This is a genomic window from Pseudomonas sp. GM24 (assembly GCF_000282235.1).
Taxonomy (GTDB): domain Bacteria; phylum Pseudomonadota; class Gammaproteobacteria; order Pseudomonadales; family Pseudomonadaceae; genus Aquipseudomonas.
Genome location: NZ_AKJR01000106.1, coordinates 7,385 through 22,476, shown reverse-complemented (window position 1 = coordinate 22,476; position 15,092 = coordinate 7,385). Strand labels below are relative to the sequence as shown.

At 60.3% G+C, this 15,092-nt stretch carries 15 protein-coding genes; all 15 read left to right on the top strand.

What is annotated here, in order from left to right; translation table 11 throughout:
• The first annotated feature begins 83 nt into the window (after window positions 1–83).
• The 15 genes from fliS (at window position 84) to PMI23_RS14025 (ending at window position 15,072) form a co-directional block, all read left to right on the top strand.
• On the top strand, window positions 84–482 hold the full coding sequence (gene fliS, locus PMI23_RS14095) for a flagellar export chaperone FliS (RefSeq protein ID WP_007920055.1): 399 nt from the start codon (window positions 84–86) through the stop codon (window positions 480–482).
• Between the two features lie 11 nt (window positions 483–493).
• The gene (locus tag PMI23_RS14090) at window positions 494–790 is read left to right on the top strand and encodes a hypothetical protein (RefSeq protein ID WP_007920054.1); all 297 of its coding nucleotides are present in this window, start codon (window positions 494–496) and stop codon (window positions 788–790) included.
• 172 nt (window positions 791–962) lie between these two features.
• A complete protein-coding gene (locus PMI23_RS14085; RefSeq protein WP_007920053.1) occupies window positions 963–2,438 on the top strand; it encodes a sigma-54 dependent transcriptional regulator in 1,476 nt (491 codons plus the stop codon).
• A gap of 110 nt (window positions 2,439–2,548) precedes the next feature.
• Window positions 2,549–3,757, top strand: coding sequence for a sensor histidine kinase (locus tag PMI23_RS14080; protein WP_007920048.1), 1,209 nt, complete (start codon window positions 2,549–2,551; stop codon window positions 3,755–3,757).
• Between the two features lie 5 nt (window positions 3,758–3,762).
• Window positions 3,763–5,154 (top strand): sigma-54-dependent transcriptional regulator, encoded by a 1,392-nt coding sequence (locus PMI23_RS14075; RefSeq protein ID WP_007920046.1) that lies wholly within the window; start codon window positions 3,763–3,765, stop codon window positions 5,152–5,154.
• A gap of 128 nt (window positions 5,155–5,282) precedes the next feature.
• Entirely contained in the window at window positions 5,283–5,612 is a 330-nt protein-coding gene (gene fliE, locus PMI23_RS14070; protein ID WP_007920044.1) for a flagellar hook-basal body complex protein FliE, read from the top strand.
• 15 nt (window positions 5,613–5,627) lie between these two features.
• Window positions 5,628–7,415 (top strand): flagellar basal-body MS-ring/collar protein FliF, encoded by a 1,788-nt coding sequence (gene fliF, locus PMI23_RS14065; RefSeq protein WP_007920043.1) that lies wholly within the window; start codon window positions 5,628–5,630, stop codon window positions 7,413–7,415.
• Entirely contained in the window at window positions 7,408–8,427 is a 1,020-nt protein-coding gene (fliG, locus tag PMI23_RS14060) for a flagellar motor switch protein FliG (RefSeq protein ID WP_007920042.1), read from the top strand. Before fliF ends, fliG begins: the two co-directional genes overlap by 8 nt.
• A gap of 4 nt (window positions 8,428–8,431) precedes the next feature.
• Window positions 8,432–9,238 carry a flagellar assembly protein FliH gene (gene fliH, locus PMI23_RS14055; RefSeq protein ID WP_007920041.1) on the top strand — a complete coding sequence of 269 codons (807 nt, stop codon included), beginning with the start codon at window positions 8,432–8,434 and terminating at the stop codon, window positions 9,236–9,238.
• On the top strand, window positions 9,228–10,586 hold the full coding sequence (fliI, locus tag PMI23_RS14050; protein WP_007920040.1) for a flagellar protein export ATPase FliI: 1,359 nt from the start codon (window positions 9,228–9,230) through the stop codon (window positions 10,584–10,586). Before fliH ends, fliI begins: the two co-directional genes overlap by 11 nt.
• A gap of 6 nt (window positions 10,587–10,592) precedes the next feature.
• Window positions 10,593–11,045, top strand: a complete 453-nt coding sequence (gene fliJ / locus PMI23_RS14045; protein ID WP_007920039.1) for a flagellar export protein FliJ — start codon at window positions 10,593–10,595, stop codon at window positions 11,043–11,045.
• A gap of 158 nt (window positions 11,046–11,203) precedes the next feature.
• Window positions 11,204–11,509: an STAS domain-containing protein gene (locus tag PMI23_RS14040; protein ID WP_007920038.1), complete on the top strand. Its 306-nt coding sequence runs from the start codon at window positions 11,204–11,206 to the stop codon at window positions 11,507–11,509.
• A 5-nt stretch (window positions 11,510–11,514) separates the two neighbouring features.
• Window positions 11,515–13,218, top strand: coding sequence for an ATP-binding SpoIIE family protein phosphatase (locus PMI23_RS14035; protein WP_007920036.1), 1,704 nt, complete (start codon window positions 11,515–11,517; stop codon window positions 13,216–13,218).
• A gap of 31 nt (window positions 13,219–13,249) precedes the next feature.
• Complete coding sequence (locus PMI23_RS14030; protein WP_007920035.1) at window positions 13,250–13,597, top strand: Hpt domain-containing protein; 348 nt, start codon at window positions 13,250–13,252, stop codon at window positions 13,595–13,597.
• Between the two features lie 104 nt (window positions 13,598–13,701).
• Window positions 13,702–15,072, top strand: a complete 1,371-nt coding sequence (locus PMI23_RS14025) for a flagellar hook-length control protein FliK (protein WP_007920034.1) — start codon at window positions 13,702–13,704, stop codon at window positions 15,070–15,072.
• The last annotated feature ends 20 nt before the right edge of the window (window positions 15,073–15,092 follow it).

The window sequence follows — 15,092 nt, the reverse complement described above, 5'->3', positions numbered from 1 at the left end:
GGGTTTTTGTCTTTTGATCTAAAGTTCTGTGATTCGTTGGCGATACACTGGTTATACGAGTCATTGTGGCAATGAGGTAGAACATGAATCCGATGTTAGCCCTTCGGCAGTATCAGAAAGTCGGCGCACACGCTCAGACATCCGAAGCGAGCCCGCACCGTCTGGTGCAAATGTTGATGGAAGGTGGACTGGCCCGTATCGCTCAGGCCAAAGGCGCCATCGAGCGCAAGGACATTCCAAGCAAATGCACTTCGATCAGCAAGGCGATTGGCATTGTCAGCGGTCTGCGTGAAGGCCTCGATCTGGAAAACAGTGCAGATACCCTGGCTGATCTGGATGGGCTGTATATCTACATGATGAAGCGCCTCGCCGAGGCGAACATCAGCAGCGACCCGCGCATTCTTGATGAGGTTGCCGGCTTGCTGAGCACGGTCAAGGAAGGCTGGGATGCTATTGCCCCCGTGCCTGCTCCGCAGTTCTGAAGGAGATCGTCATGAGTCTTGTATTGCAGCGAATCGCCGATACCCGTGAAGCGTTGGTTACTGCCCTCGCCGAACGCAATTGGGAAGCCATCGGCGAGCTGGATCTGGCTTGCCGTTCCTGCATGGAAGACGTCATGGCTGAAGCTGCGCTGGATGAAGACGCGTTGCGCAACAATCTTGAAGAGTTGCTACACGTCTACAAAGAGCTTCTTGAGGTGGCGATGGGTGAGCGGCAGGCGATAGCCAACGAGATGTCGCAGATCACCCAAGCGCAGAAGGCGGCAAAGGTTTACCATCTGTTTGGTTAATTGCCCCCCAGTTAATCCAGGCATGTGCGCCATAAATTTGACTGTGCACGGTTTTTTGACTTAACTAGTGGCTGTTTTCAGATTTCAGGCGTCTACAGGCACATGGTGTCCTGCAAGCGTCTCGCTTGCCCCTAATTTCGGGCATTGAGTTGACTAGGGAAGTTGCTATTGCATGTGGCGTGAAACCAAAATTCTGCTGATCGATGACGATAGCGTCCGCCGCCGCGACCTGGCGGTGATTTTAAATTTTCTTGGCGAAGAAAATTTACCCTGCGGCAGCCATGACTGGCAGCAGGCAGTCGGCTCTTTGTCGTCTAGTCGTGAGGTCATTTGCGTACTGATCGGGACCGTTAATGCTCCTGGCGCGCTTTTGGGCTTGTTAAAGACACTCTCAACCTGGGATGAGTTCCTTCCGGTTTTGTTGATGGGCGATAATTCTTCCGTCGACCTGCCCGAAGACCAGCGTCGCCGCGTGCTTTCGACCCTCGAAATGCCGCCCAGCTACAGCAAATTGCTCGACTCCCTGCACCGTGCCCAGGTCTATCGCGAGATGTATGACCAGGCTCGCGAGCGCGGCCGTCATCGCGAGCCCAATCTGTTCCGCAGCCTGGTCGGCACCAGCCGGGCGATCCAGCACGTGCGTCAGATGATGCAGCAAGTCGCCGACACCGACGCCAGTGTGCTGATCCTCGGCGAGTCCGGGACCGGCAAGGAAGTGGTCGCGCGCAACCTGCATTACCATTCCAAGCGTCGCGATGCGCCATTCGTGCCGGTCAACTGCGGGGCGATCCCGGCGGAGCTGCTCGAAAGCGAATTGTTCGGTCACGAGAAGGGCGCCTTCACCGGCGCGATCACCAGTCGTGCCGGCCGCTTCGAACTGGCCAACGGCGGTACGCTGTTCCTTGACGAAATCGGCGACATGCCGCTGCCGATGCAGGTCAAACTGCTGCGCGTCCTGCAGGAACGCACCTTCGAGCGCGTGGGCAGCAACAAGACCCAGAGCGTTGACGTGCGCATCATCGCGGCGACGCACAAGAACCTCGAAAGCATGATCGAGATCGGCACCTTCCGCGAAGACCTCTACTATCGCCTGAACGTGTTCCCGATCGAGATGGCGCCGCTGCGTGAGCGCGTCGAAGATATTCCGCTGCTGATGAACGAACTGATCTCGCGCATGGAGCACGAGAAGCGTGGTTCGATCCGCTTCAACTCGGCGGCGATCATGTCGCTGTGCCGTCACGGCTGGCCGGGCAACGTCCGCGAATTGGCCAACCTGGTCGAGCGCATGGCGATCATGCATCCGTACGGGGTGATCGGCGTGGTCGAACTGCCGAAGAAATTCCGCTACGTCGACGACGAAGACGAGCAAATGGTCGACAGCCTGCGCAGCGATCTCGAAGAGCGCGTGGCGATCAACGGCCATACGCCTGACTTCACCGCCAACGCCATGCTGCCGCCGGAAGGTCTAGACCTGAAGGACTACCTCGGTGGTCTGGAACAGGGCCTGATTCAACAGGCGCTGGACGATGCCAATGGCATTGTGGCGCGTGCCGCTGAGCGCCTGCGTATCCGTCGTACCACCCTGGTCGAGAAGATGCGCAAGTACGGCATGAGCCGCCGCGATGGAGATGAACAGGCGGAGGATTGACGCCTGTTTTTCAACTGCTTCATTTATAAGCAGTTTTTTTTAGGCACGGGTATTGCTACAGCCCTCGCAACGTTCCGTTTAACTGACGGTCAGCCAAGCGAGAAAGCACAATGCCCCAAGCCCAGATGTCTTCTGCCTCCAGTCCCGAGGGGCAGCCGTCCTCCGTAGAGCAGGCAAGCCGACAGGGCCTTGAGCAGGCATTCGAGCTGTTCAGCCAGATGTCCAGCCAGTTGACGGACTCCTACAGCATGCTTGAAGCGCGGGTAACCGAGCTCAAGGGTGAGCTGGCGGTGGTCAGCGCCCAGCGCATGCAGGAGCTGGCGGAAAAAGAACGCTTGGCCAACCGTCTGCAAAACCTCCTTGATCTGTTGCCCGGTGGCGTCATCGTCATCGACGGTCACGGCAGGGTGCGCGAAGCCAACCCGGCCGCCATCGAACTGCTCGGCCTGCCGCTTGAGGGTGAGTTGTGGCGCCATGTGATTTCGCGCTGCTTCGCCCCGCGTGAAGACGACGGTCATGAAATTTCCCTGAAAAACGGTCGACGCCTGTCGATTGCCACCCGCTCGCTGGACGCCGAGCCGGGGCAATTGGTGCTGCTCAACGACCTGACAGAAACCCGCCATCTGCAAGATCAACTGGCGCGCCACGAGCGTTTGTCCTCGCTGGGGCGCATGGTCGCCTCGCTCGCGCATCAGATCCGCACGCCGCTGTCCGCCGCTTTGCTCTATGCCAGTCATTTGACTGAGCAGGAGTTGCCGGTCGCCACTCAGCAGCGCTTCGCCGGGCGCCTGAAAGAGCGTCTGCACGAGCTGGAGCACCAGGTGCGCGACATGCTGGTGTTCGCTCGCGGTGAGTTACCGCTGACCGATCGCCTCACCCCCAATGCCTTGATGCAGGCGCTGCAGGCGGCGGCGCTGACCCATGTGCAGGATCTGCCAATCCGCTGGCAGTGCGACAGCCATACCGGCGAACTGCTGTGTAATCGCGACACACTGGTCGGGGCGCTGTTGAATTTGATCGAAAATGCGATTCAGGCCAGTGCCAGCGACATTCGTCTTAAAGTCCATTGCTACACCCGCGACAACACGCTGCGCCTGAGCATAAGCGACAGTGGCAGCGGCATCGAGCCCGCGGTTCTGGCGCGGCTCGGCGAACCCTTTTTTACCACCAAAGTCACCGGCACCGGCCTGGGCCTGACCGTGGTCAAGGCTGTGGCCCGGGCACATCAGGGAGAATTGCACCTGCGTTCGCGAGTTGGGCGTGGCACGTGCGCGCAGGTGATCCTGCCGCTGTTTTCCGCTGTACAGGGAGCTGAGTGAAAGACATGGGCATCAAGGTTTTGCTGGTCGAGGATGACCGCTCGTTGCGCGAGGCGCTGGCCGATACGTTGTTGCTGGCCGGCCACGATTACCACGCGGTCGGTTGCGCTGAAGACGCGCTGACGGCAGTGTCGCGCGAGGCGTTCAGTCTGGTGGTCAGTGACGTCAACATGCCCGGCATGGATGGTCATCAATTGCTTGCCCTGTTGCGTGCTCGTCAGCCGCAATTACCCGTGTTGCTGATGACGGCTCACGGCGCGGTCGAACGTGCAGTCGATGCGATGCGTCAGGGTGCGGCGGATTATCTGGTCAAACCGTTCGAGCCCAAGGCTTTGCTCGATCTGGTGGCGCGGCATGCACTGGGCAATATTGGCGTGAGCGAAAGTGAAGGTCCTATCGCTGTCGAGCCGGCCAGTGCGCAACTTCTCGAATTGGCCGCACGAGTGGCACGCAGCGATTCCACGGTGCTGATCTCCGGCGAATCCGGTACGGGTAAAGAAGTGCTGGCGCGCTACATTCACCAGCAATCCCACCGTGCCAGTCAGCCGTTCATTGCGATCAACTGCGCAGCGATCCCGGACAACATGCTCGAGGCGACGCTGTTCGGTCACGAGAAAGGCTCGTTCACCGGCGCCATCGCCGCGCAGGCCGGCAAGTTCGAGCAGGCTGACGGCGGCACGTTGCTGCTCGACGAAATTTCTGAAATGCCCCTTGGCCTGCAAGCCAAACTGCTGCGCGTGTTGCAGGAGCGCGAAGTCGAGCGCGTCGGTGCGCGTAAGCCGATCGCCCTGGATATTCGCGTGGTTGCCACCACTAACCGCGACTTGGCGGGCGAAGTGGCGGCGGGGCGTTTCCGTGAAGACCTCTATTACCGTTTGTCGGTTTTCCCACTGGCCTGGCGTCCACTTCGCGAGCGCACTGCCGATATCCTGCCGCTGGCCGAAAGGTTGCTGGCCAAACACGTCAATAAAATGAAGCACGCCGCAGCGAAACTCTCGCCTGACGCGCAAGCTTGCCTGATTGCGTATCCGTGGCCGGGTAATGTGCGTGAACTGGATAACGCCATTCAACGTGCGCTGATCTTGCAGCAGGGCGGTTTGATTCAGCCGCAGGATTTCTGTCTGGCAGGTCCCGTGACGTACACCGCAGTGCCTGTCGCCGCGCCGCTGACTGCGGTGATTCGCGAAGTGGAAATCGAAGCGGATTCGGCCGGAGCCCTGGGCGATGACCTGCGCCGCCGGGAGTTTCAGATGATCATCGACACCCTGCGCTCCGAGCGTGGACGCCGCAAGGAAGCGGCGGAAAAGCTCGGCATCAGCCCGCGCACCCTGCGCTACAAACTGGCACAAATGCGCGATGCCGGGATGGACGTCGAAGGTTATCTGTTCGCCACCTGAGCCGTGCTGCAAAACGTTGAAAACGCTTTTCTGAAAGGGCTGCCCATGAGCTGGCACCCTTGTTGCTAATACCTGTGTACCCGCCGAGTGAGTGTCAAAAAATTGCGGGCCGCCCAAGAGAGTAGACCATGAGCCAAGGTATTGAATTTAATCGGTTGATGACAGACATGAAGGCCATGAAGCTGGATGCCATGTCTGCGCCGAAATCGACGACCGCTGTCCCTGAGCTGGGAGGCAGCAGCTTTTCCGACATGCTCGGTCAGGCGATCAACAAGGTCAGCGATACCCAGACCGCGTCGACTCAGTTGGCCAATGCCTTTGAAGTGGGCAAGAGCGGCGTCGATCTGACGGACGTGATGATCGCTTCGCAAAAAGCCAGCGTGTCGTTCCAGGCTCTGACCCAGGTTCGCAACAAACTGGTTCAGGCTTATCAAGACATCATGCAGATGCCGGTTTAAGGACGAGATTGAGTCATGGCAGAAGCAGTCGCCGATAACGTTCCGGCCAAGGCCACCCCGATAGACGGCAAACCGCCGCTGTTCGGTCTGTCCTTCCTGGAAAACCTCTCCGAGATGACCATGCTGCGTCAGGTGGGCCTGTTGGTCGGCCTGGCTGCGAGCGTGGCGATTGGCTTTGCCGTGGTGCTGTGGTCGCAGCAGCCGGATTACCGTCCGTTGTACGGCAGCCTTGCCGGCATGGACGCCAAGCAGGTCATGGATACTCTGGCCGCCGCTGACATTCCTTACAACGTCGAGCCCAATTCCGGCGCCTTGCTGGTCAAGGCCGATGACTTGTCCCGTGCGCGGATGAAACTCGCTGCTGCTGGTGTCACTCCCAGCGACGGCAATATCGGTTTCGAAATCCTCGACAAGGAACAGGGTCTGGGCACCAGCCAGTTCATGGAAGCGACGCGTTATCGTCGCGGCCTCGAAGGTGAGCTGGCGCGGACCATTTCCAGCCTGAACAACGTCAAGGGTGCCCGTGTGCATCTGGCGATTCCGAAGAGTTCGGTGTTCGTCCGTGATGAGCGCAAGCCAAGTGCTTCGGTTCTGGTTGAACTGTACAGCGGTCGTTCGCTGGAGCCGGGTCAGGTAATTGCGATCATCAACCTGGTGGCGACTTCCGTTCCCGAGCTGAGCAAATCGCAGATCACCGTCGTCGACCAGAAGGGCACCTTGCTCTCTGATCAGGCGGAAAACTCCGAAATGACCATGGCCGGCAAGCAGTTCGATTACAGCCGCCGCATGGAAAGCATGCTCACCCAGCGTGTACACAACATTTTGCAGCCGGTTTTGGGCAATGATCGTTACAAGGCTGAAGTCTCGGCCGACATCGATTTCAATGCCGTCGAGTCGACTGCCGAGCAGTTCAACCCGGATCAACCGGCGTTGCGCAGCGAGCAGTCGGTCAACGAGCAACGCACCGCCAGCAATGGCCCGCAAGGCGTGCCGGGTGCCCTGAGCAACCAGCCACCGTCGCCAGCCTCGGCGCCGCAAACTACCGGCGGCACCGCCGCGCCGGCCGCCATGGTCCAGCCTGGTCAGCCATTGGTTGACGCCAATGGTCAGCAGATCATGGACCCGGCCACCGGTCAGCCAATGCTCGCGCCGTACCCGGCAGACAAGCGTCAACAATCGACCAAGAACTTCGAACTTGACCGTTCCATTAGCCACACCAAACAGCAGCAGGGTCGCCTGAATCGTCTGTCGGTGTCGGTGGTGGTCGACGATCAGGTCAAGGTCAACGCGGCCAACGGCGAAACCACCCGTGCGCCGTGGAGCGCCGACGAATTGGCGCGCTTCACCCGTCTGGTCCAGGACGCCGTCGGTTTCGACGCCAGCCGTGGCGACAGTGTCAGCGTGATCAACATGCCGTTCTCCGCCGAGCGCGGCGAAGTGATTGCCGATATTCCGTTCTACTCCCAGCCATGGTTCTGGGACATCGTCAAACAAGTGCTGGGTGTGTTGTTCATCCTGGTGCTGGTGTTTGGTGTGCTGCGTCCGGTGCTTAACAACATCACCGGCGGCGGCAAAGGCAAGGAGCTGGCCGGTCTTGGCAGCGACGTGGAACTCGGTGGCATGGGCGGCCTGGACGGCGAACTTTCCAACGACCGCGTGAGCCTCGGTGGTCCGCAGAGCATTCTGTTGCCGAGCCCAAGTGAGGGTTATGACGCGCAACTGAATGCAATCAAGAGTCTGGTGGCCGAGGATCCGGGTCGCGTGGCTCAGGTCGTGAAAGAGTGGATTAACGCAGATGAGTGATAACCGAGCCGCAACCGTCAAACTGAACAAGGTCGACAAAGCCGCGATTCTGCTGCTGTCCCTGGGTTCGACCGATGCCGCACAAGTGCTGCGCCACATGGGCCCGAAAGAGGTTCAGCGCGTCGGCGTGGCCATGGCGCAGATGGGCAACGTCCATCGCGAGCAGGTCGAGCAGGTCATGAGCGAGTTCGTCGACATCGTCGGCGACCAGACCAGCCTCGGCGTCGGATCCGACGACTACGTGCGCAAAATGCTCACCCAGGCCCTGGGTGAAGACAAGGCCAACGGCCTGATCGACCGCATCCTGCTCGGTGGCAACACCAGTGGCCTCGACAGCCTGAAATGGATGGAGCCGCGCGCCGTTGCCGACGTGATCCGCTACGAACACCCGCAGATCCAGGCGATCGTGGTCGCGTACCTCGACCCGGATCAGGCCGGTGAAGTACTCGGCAACTTCGACCACAAAGTGCGTCTGGACATCATCCTGCGCGTCTCGTCGTTGAACACCGTACAGCCGGCGGCCCTGAAAGAGCTGAACCAGATTCTCGAGAAGCAGTTCTCCGGCAACTCGAATGCCTCGCGCACCACCCTGGGTGGCATCAAGCGTGCGGCGGACATCATGAACTTCCTCGACAGCTCAATCGAAGGCCAGCTCATGGACTCGATCCGCGAAGTCGACGAAGACCTGTCCGGTCAGATCGAAGACCTCATGTTCGTGTTCAACAACCTCGCCGATGTCGACGATCGTGGCATCCAGGCGTTGCTGCGCGAAGTGTCTTCCGACGTGCTGGTGCTGGCCCTCAAGGGTTCGGACGAAGGCGTCAAAGAGAAGATCTTCAAGAACATGTCCAAACGTGCCGCCGAACTGTTGCGTGACGACCTCGAGGCCAAAGGCCCGGTGCGCGTCAGCGACGTCGAAACCGCACAGAAAGAAATCCTCACCATTGCCCGTCGTATGGCCGAAGCCGGCGAAATCGTACTCGGTGGCAAGGGTGGCGAGGAAATGATCTAAGCCCATGGACAAGCACGACGACGATGTGACGGATCTGATCCGTGCCCGCGATGTCCGTGGTTTCGAATCCTGGGCCATGCCCAGCTTCGACCCGCCGAAGCCGGAACCCGAGCCTGAGCCGGAGCCCGAACCGCCGGAAATGGAAGAAGTGCCGCTGGAAGAAGTCCAGCCACTGACCCTGGAAGAACTCGAAAGCATCCGTCAGGAGGCTTACAACGAAGGCTTTGGCATCGGCGAGAAAGAAGGTTTTCACAGTGCGACCCTCAAGGTGCGTCAGGAAGCGGAGGTTGCGCTGGCGGCAAAACTTGCCAGCCTTGAGCAGTTGATGGCGAACCTGTTCGAACCGATCGCCGAGCAAGACACGCAAATCGAGAAATCGCTGGTCGACCTCGTGCAACACATCACCAAACAGGTGATCAAGCGCGAACTGGCCATCGATTCCAGCCAGATCGAACACGTCATGCGCGACGCCCTCAAGCTGTTGCCGCTGGGCGTCGAGAATGTGCGCCTGTACGTCAATCCGCAGGACTTCGAACAGGCCAAGGCTTTGCGCGAACGTCACGAGGAAACCTGGCGCATCGTCGAAGATGAATCGCTATTGCCGGGCGGTTGCCGGGTTGAAACCGAGCACAGCCGCATCGATGCCAGCATCGAAACCCGCGTGATCCAGGTCATGGCGAAGTTGTTCGATCAATTGCACGAGCAGGCTTTGCATCCGGCTGAAGCGGATCTGAGTCTGGACATTCCAGAAGACGTAAAACCGGCGGCCACACCTGAAGAGCCGCTCGCGGACGACCCCGATGCGCCTTGAACGCACCAGTTTCGCCAAGCGCCTGAGTACTTACGCTGAGGCCACCGAGATTGCCGGTGCGCCGATTCTTGAAGGTCGCCTGCTGCGCATGGTCGGCCTCACCCTCGAAGCCGAAGGCCTGCGCGCCGCCATGGGTACGCGCTGTCTGGTGATCAATGACGACAGCTATCACCCCTCCCAGGTGGAAGCGGAAGTCATGGGTTTCTCCGGCAGCAAAGTCTTTCTGATGCCGGTCGGCAGTGTCGCCGGCATCGCCCCGGGCGCCCGCGTAGTGCCGCTGGCTGATACCGGGCGCTTGCCGATGGGCATGAGCATGCTCGGTCGCGTCCTCGACGGTGCCGGGCGCGCACTGGACGGCAAAGGCGGCATGAAAGCCGAAGACTGGGTGCCGATGGACGGCCCGACAATCAATCCGCTCAACCGTGACCCGATCAGCGTGCCGCTGGACGTTGGCATCCGTTGCATCAACGGTTTGTTGACGGTCGGTCGTGGCCAGCGTCTGGGGCTGTTTGCCGGTACCGGTGTCGGTAAATCCGTATTGCTGGGCATGATGACCCGCTTCACCGAGGCTGACATTATCGTCGTCGGCCTGATCGGTGAGCGGGGGCGAGAAGTTAAGGAGTTCATCGAGCACAGCCTCGGTGAAGAAGGCCTCCAGCGCTCTGTGGTGGTTGCCTCGCCAGCAGACGATGCGCCGTTGATGCGCCTGCGCGCAGCGATGTACTGCACGCGCATCGCCGAATATTTCCGCGACAAGGGCAAGAACGTCCTGTTGCTGATGGATTCGCTGACCCGTTTCGCCCAGGCCCAGCGGGAAATCGCCCTGGCCATCGGCGAGCCGCCGGCGACCAAGGGGTATCCGCCGTCGGTGTTCGCCAAGTTGCCGAAACTCGTCGAGCGTGCCGGTAATGCGGAGAAGGGCGGTGGTTCGATTACCGCGTTCTACACCGTGTTGTCCGAAGGCGATGACCAGCAGGATCCGATTGCCGACTCGGCCCGAGGCGTACTCGACGGCCACATCGTGCTATCCCGGCGTCTGGCCGAGGAAGGTCACTATCCGGCCATCGACATCGAAGCGTCGATCAGCCGGGTCATGCCGGCGGTGGTCTCGCCGGAGCACATGCAACGCGCGCAATATTTCAAGCAGTTGTGGTCGCGCTATCAGCAGAGCCGCGATCTGATCAGTGTTGGCGCCTACGTTGCCGGCGGCGATCGCGAGACCGATCTGGCGATCTCCCTGCAACCGCAGTTGGTTCGCTACCAGCGTCAGGGGCTGAACGACAAAATCAACATGGGTGAAAGCCAGGCTTACCTCGCAACCCTGTTTGCCCCAGCGGCGGGCGGCTAACCGCTCATGGCCACTGTCAGTCGAGCCGCGCGTCTGGCGCCGGTGGTGGACATGGCCGAGCAGGCCGAGAAAGCCGCCGTGCAACGCCTGGGCTATTTTCAGGGGCAGGTGAAAGTTGCGGAAAGCAAACTGGCCGACCTCAATGCCTTCCGTCTGGATTATTCCGAGCAATGGATCGTGCGCGGCAGTACCGGCGTGAGTGGGCAATGGCTGCTGGGTTTTCAGGGCTTTCTGGCGCAACTCGACACCGCCGTCGACCAGCAGCGCCAGAGTCTGGTCTGGCATCAGAACAAACTCGACAAGGCGCGTGAAGAATGGCAACAGGCGTTCGCCAAGGTCGAGGGGCTGCGTAAACTGGTGCAGCGTTATCGCGAAGAGGCGCAACGCCTTGAAGACAAACGTGAGCAGAAGCTGCTTGATGAACTGTCCCAGCGTTTGCCACGACAAAACCCGTTCTAAAACAAGATCAAGAGATCGCAGCCTTCGGCAGCTCCTACAAGGGATCGGTGTAGGAGCTGCCGAAGGCTGCGATCTCTTGATCTGGCTTCTAACCTTGCTGCAACCCTGTGCAGGTGCTAAACCTTGTACAGGTTCGTCAATGACAAGGAAGCCAGTTAATGTCAGTCGTTACAGAAGTCTCTCCGGATGGGAAAAAACTGACGATTTCGATCGAGGGGCGATTCGATTTCGGTCGGCATCAGGAGTTTCGCGAGTCCTATGAGCGACTCAATGCGAAGCCTGAGTCCATAGTGGTGGATCTGAAGAAGGCCACCTACCTCGACAGCTCCGCACTGGGCATGCTCCTCCTGTTGCGGGATCACGCCGGCGGTGACGAGTCGGACGTGCGTGTGGTCAACAGCAGCTCCGACGTGCGCAAGATCCTCGCCATCTCCAATTTCGACAAACTCTTCGACATCAGTTGACGGCCATGCAGGCGCAAGAGCCGCTGACCCTCCTGATCGCTGAAGACAGCGCCGCCGATCGCCTGTTGCTGTCGACCATCGTCCGCCGCCAGGGCCATGAAGTCCTGACGGCGGCCAACGGTGCCGAAGCGGTCGACTTGTTTCGTCGCCAGCAACCCGATCTGGTACTGATGGACGCGATGATGCCGGTCATGGACGGCTTCGAAGCAGCGCGGCAGATCAAGGCGCTGGCGGGCGAGACGCTGGTGCCGATCATCTTCCTCACGTCGCTGACCGAAAGCGAAGCGCTGGCCCGTTGTCTGGAGGCCGGCGGTGACGACTTTCTGGCGAAGCCCTATAACCAGGTGATCCTCGCCGCCAAAATCAAGGCGATGGATCGCTTGCGGCGTTTGCAGGCAACCGTGCTGCAACAGCGCGACCTGATCGCCAAACACCACGATTACCTGCTCAACGAACAGCGCGTGGCCAAAGCGGTGTTCGACAAGGTTGCGCACTCCGGTTGCCTCAGCGCGCCGAACATTCGCTACCTGCAATCGCCCTATGCCTTGTTCAACGGCGACTTGCTGCTGGCGGCGTACACGCCGGCGGGCGACATGCATGTGCTGTTGGGCGATTTTACCGGTCATGGCCTGCCGGCAGCGGTCGGGGCGATGCCTTTGGCCGAGGTGTTCTACGGCATGACCGCCAAGGGCTATGGCCTGGCCGAAACCCTGCGCGAGATGAATGCCAAGCTCAAACGCATTCTGCCGGTCGACATGTTCTGTTGCGCCACGCTGTTGTGTCTGAGCTTTCAGCGGCGTTCGGTCGAAGTGTGGAATGGCGGCATGCCTGACGGTTATCTGCATCGGATTGCTACTGGCGAGCGTGTACCACTGGCCGCACGGCACTTGCCGCTGGGGGTGCTGAGTGCGCAGGCGTTCGATGACCGTACGGAAGTGCATCCGATGGCCGTCGGCGATCGGGTGTTTCTGTTGTCCGACGGGGTGATCGACACCAGTGACGCCAGTGATCAACTGTTCGGTGTCGAGCGTTTGCAGCAGGTGTTCGCCGCCAACCGCGAGCCGGATCGCTTGTTCGAGGATATCGAGCAGGCACTGCGGGATTTTCGCGGCGAGGCGCGCGACGATGTCAGTATGGTCGAGGTCAGCCTGCTGGAGCCGGCGCAGGTCAAGCCGTCGGCGCCGGTGTATTCCGACAGCGGCCAATCCTGTCCGCTGGACTGGTCGGTGAGTTTCGAATTCCGTGGCGCCACGCTCAAGCGCTTCAATCCCTTGCCGTATCTGTTGCAGTTGCTGCTTGAGGTGCATGGGCTGCGGGCGCAAAGTGGTGCTTTGTACAGCGTGCTGGCCGAGTTGTATTCCAATGCGCTGGAGCATGGCGTGCTCGGTCTGGATTCCAGTCTCAAGCGCGATGCGGCGGGGTTCGCTCGTTACTACCAGCAGCGCAATGATCGGCTGGAGTCACTGCAGGACGGTTTCGTGCGCGTGCATTTGCAGGTGCAGCCACACGGCGAGGGCGGCCGACTGATCATTCGTGTTGAAGACAGCGGCAAGGGCTTTGATGTGGCGCGGGTCATGGAGCGGCCGCTGGATGGTGTCCGTTTGTCGGGGCGCGGCGTCAGTCTGGTCCGGCAATTGGGGCGTAATGCCAGTTGGTCGGACGAAGGTCGTAGTGCTCGCGTGGAGTTTTCCTGGGAGGTTGAGGCATAATTCGCGCAATTCTTGATCAAGGAGTGAACAAGTGACTGACACACATATTGATCGCGAGGCGCTGAGCGTACTGCGCGAAGTCATGGAGGAGGGTTATCCGGAGCTTCTGGATACCTTTCTGGCGGATTCCGAAAGTCGCTTGGGCGAGTTGCAAAAGACCTCTGATGCCAAGGTGTTGTCGGATGTTGCCCATAGCTTCAAGGGCAGCGCCAGCAATATGGGAGCTGTCCGCTTGGCGGCGCTCTGCCAGGAACTCGAATCGGACGCCAAAGACAAGAGCCCGGCGGAAATAGTCAAACTGGTCGCTGAGATCAGCGGCGAATTTGCTGAAGTTCGCCCGGTTTACGAAAGCGAAAAACATCCCGCTCACACGCACTGATCCCGCCGTCCGGCGCTTTTCTCAAGCGCCGGGCAAATCTGGCCCGGCACTTGCATTTATCTCTGCAACTGTACCTACGATCCCAGTGCAGCGGAGACCGTTTCATGCCTGCGACCCCCAACATCCTTCTTCAGAACGCCGCTCAGGCCAAGGCGCAAGCCGCCTCTGCGAAAACGTCGGCCATGGCCGTAGATACCGGGGATAAGGCCTCAAGCTTCGCTAAAGTGTTCGCCGACCAGGGATCGAGCAAGCCTGTCGCCACCGCTGACAATTCGCCCAAGTCGTCGCGTGACAAGGTCGCTGACAACAGCGGCAAAAAGGACATTGGCGAAGATCAGTCTGCCGCTGCGCAGCCGGCGGTTGCCGATAGCGGCAACGACTTGCCTGCCGATAAAACCGCGGCGACCGATGACAGTACCGCCAGCAGCGACGACAACACTGACACCTCCCAGACTCCAGTCGTAGACGCGACGCCGGTTGATCCGACACTCGATCCGGCATTGGCAACCGCTGTGCAGCCGGTGGTTGCGGCGCCGGTTGTGCAGACTCCGGCGGTCGTCGCGACTGCCCAGCCTGAAACCGAAACCCCTGCCGTTGCCGCGCTGCCAGGTACGGTCAAAGATCCGGCACCGGCCACCGACAGCGATTTCGACCCTTCGGCCGATCCCCTCGATTCGATGCCGGCCGTGCGCATGGCGATGGAGCAGGGCGGGCACATTTCTGCTGCCAGCCAGGCGCAGCCGAAAGCGTCGCCAGCTCAGGCTCAGGCCGACGGCGAATTGACTGCGGCGCAGAACTTTGCCGCTGGCATGGCCAGCATGCTCGACGTACAAGCCGACAAGGACAGCACCAGCCAGGGCGGCGAAAAAGCCTTCAGCGGGTTGATCGACGATGGCCTCAAAGATCTCAAGACTGCGACCAGCGATACCCGTGTGGATGACTTCGCCAACCGTCTGGCGGCACTGACGCAGGCGGCTACGCCGAAGACCGCGAATGCGGTGCCGGTGAATCAGCCGATTGCCATGCACCAGAGCGGCTGGACCGAGGAAGTGGTCAACCGCGTCATGTATCTGTCGAGCGCCAATCTGAAGGCGGCGGACATTCAGTTGCAGCCAGCGGAGCTGGGACGTCTGGACATCCGCGTGAACATGGTCCCGGATCAACAGACCCAGGTCACGTTCATGAGCGCGCATCCAAGTGTGCGTGAAGCGCTGGACGGGCAGATGCATCGCCTGCGTGAAATGTTCAACCAGCAGGGCATGGGCCAGGTTGACGTCAATGTCTCCGATCAGAGCCGTGGCTGGCAGGGCCAGCAAGGTCAGGAGCAGGCGCAACAGGGCCAGAGTGGCCACACCCGCGCTGCCGGTGGTCGCCTCGATTCGGCGGATGAAGAACTGGCGCCTGCCGCCATTGCTGATGCCGCTGCGCAAACCACCAGCGTGATTGGCACCAGCGCCGTCGACTATTACGCCTGATCAAATCAAGAGCCCCTCAC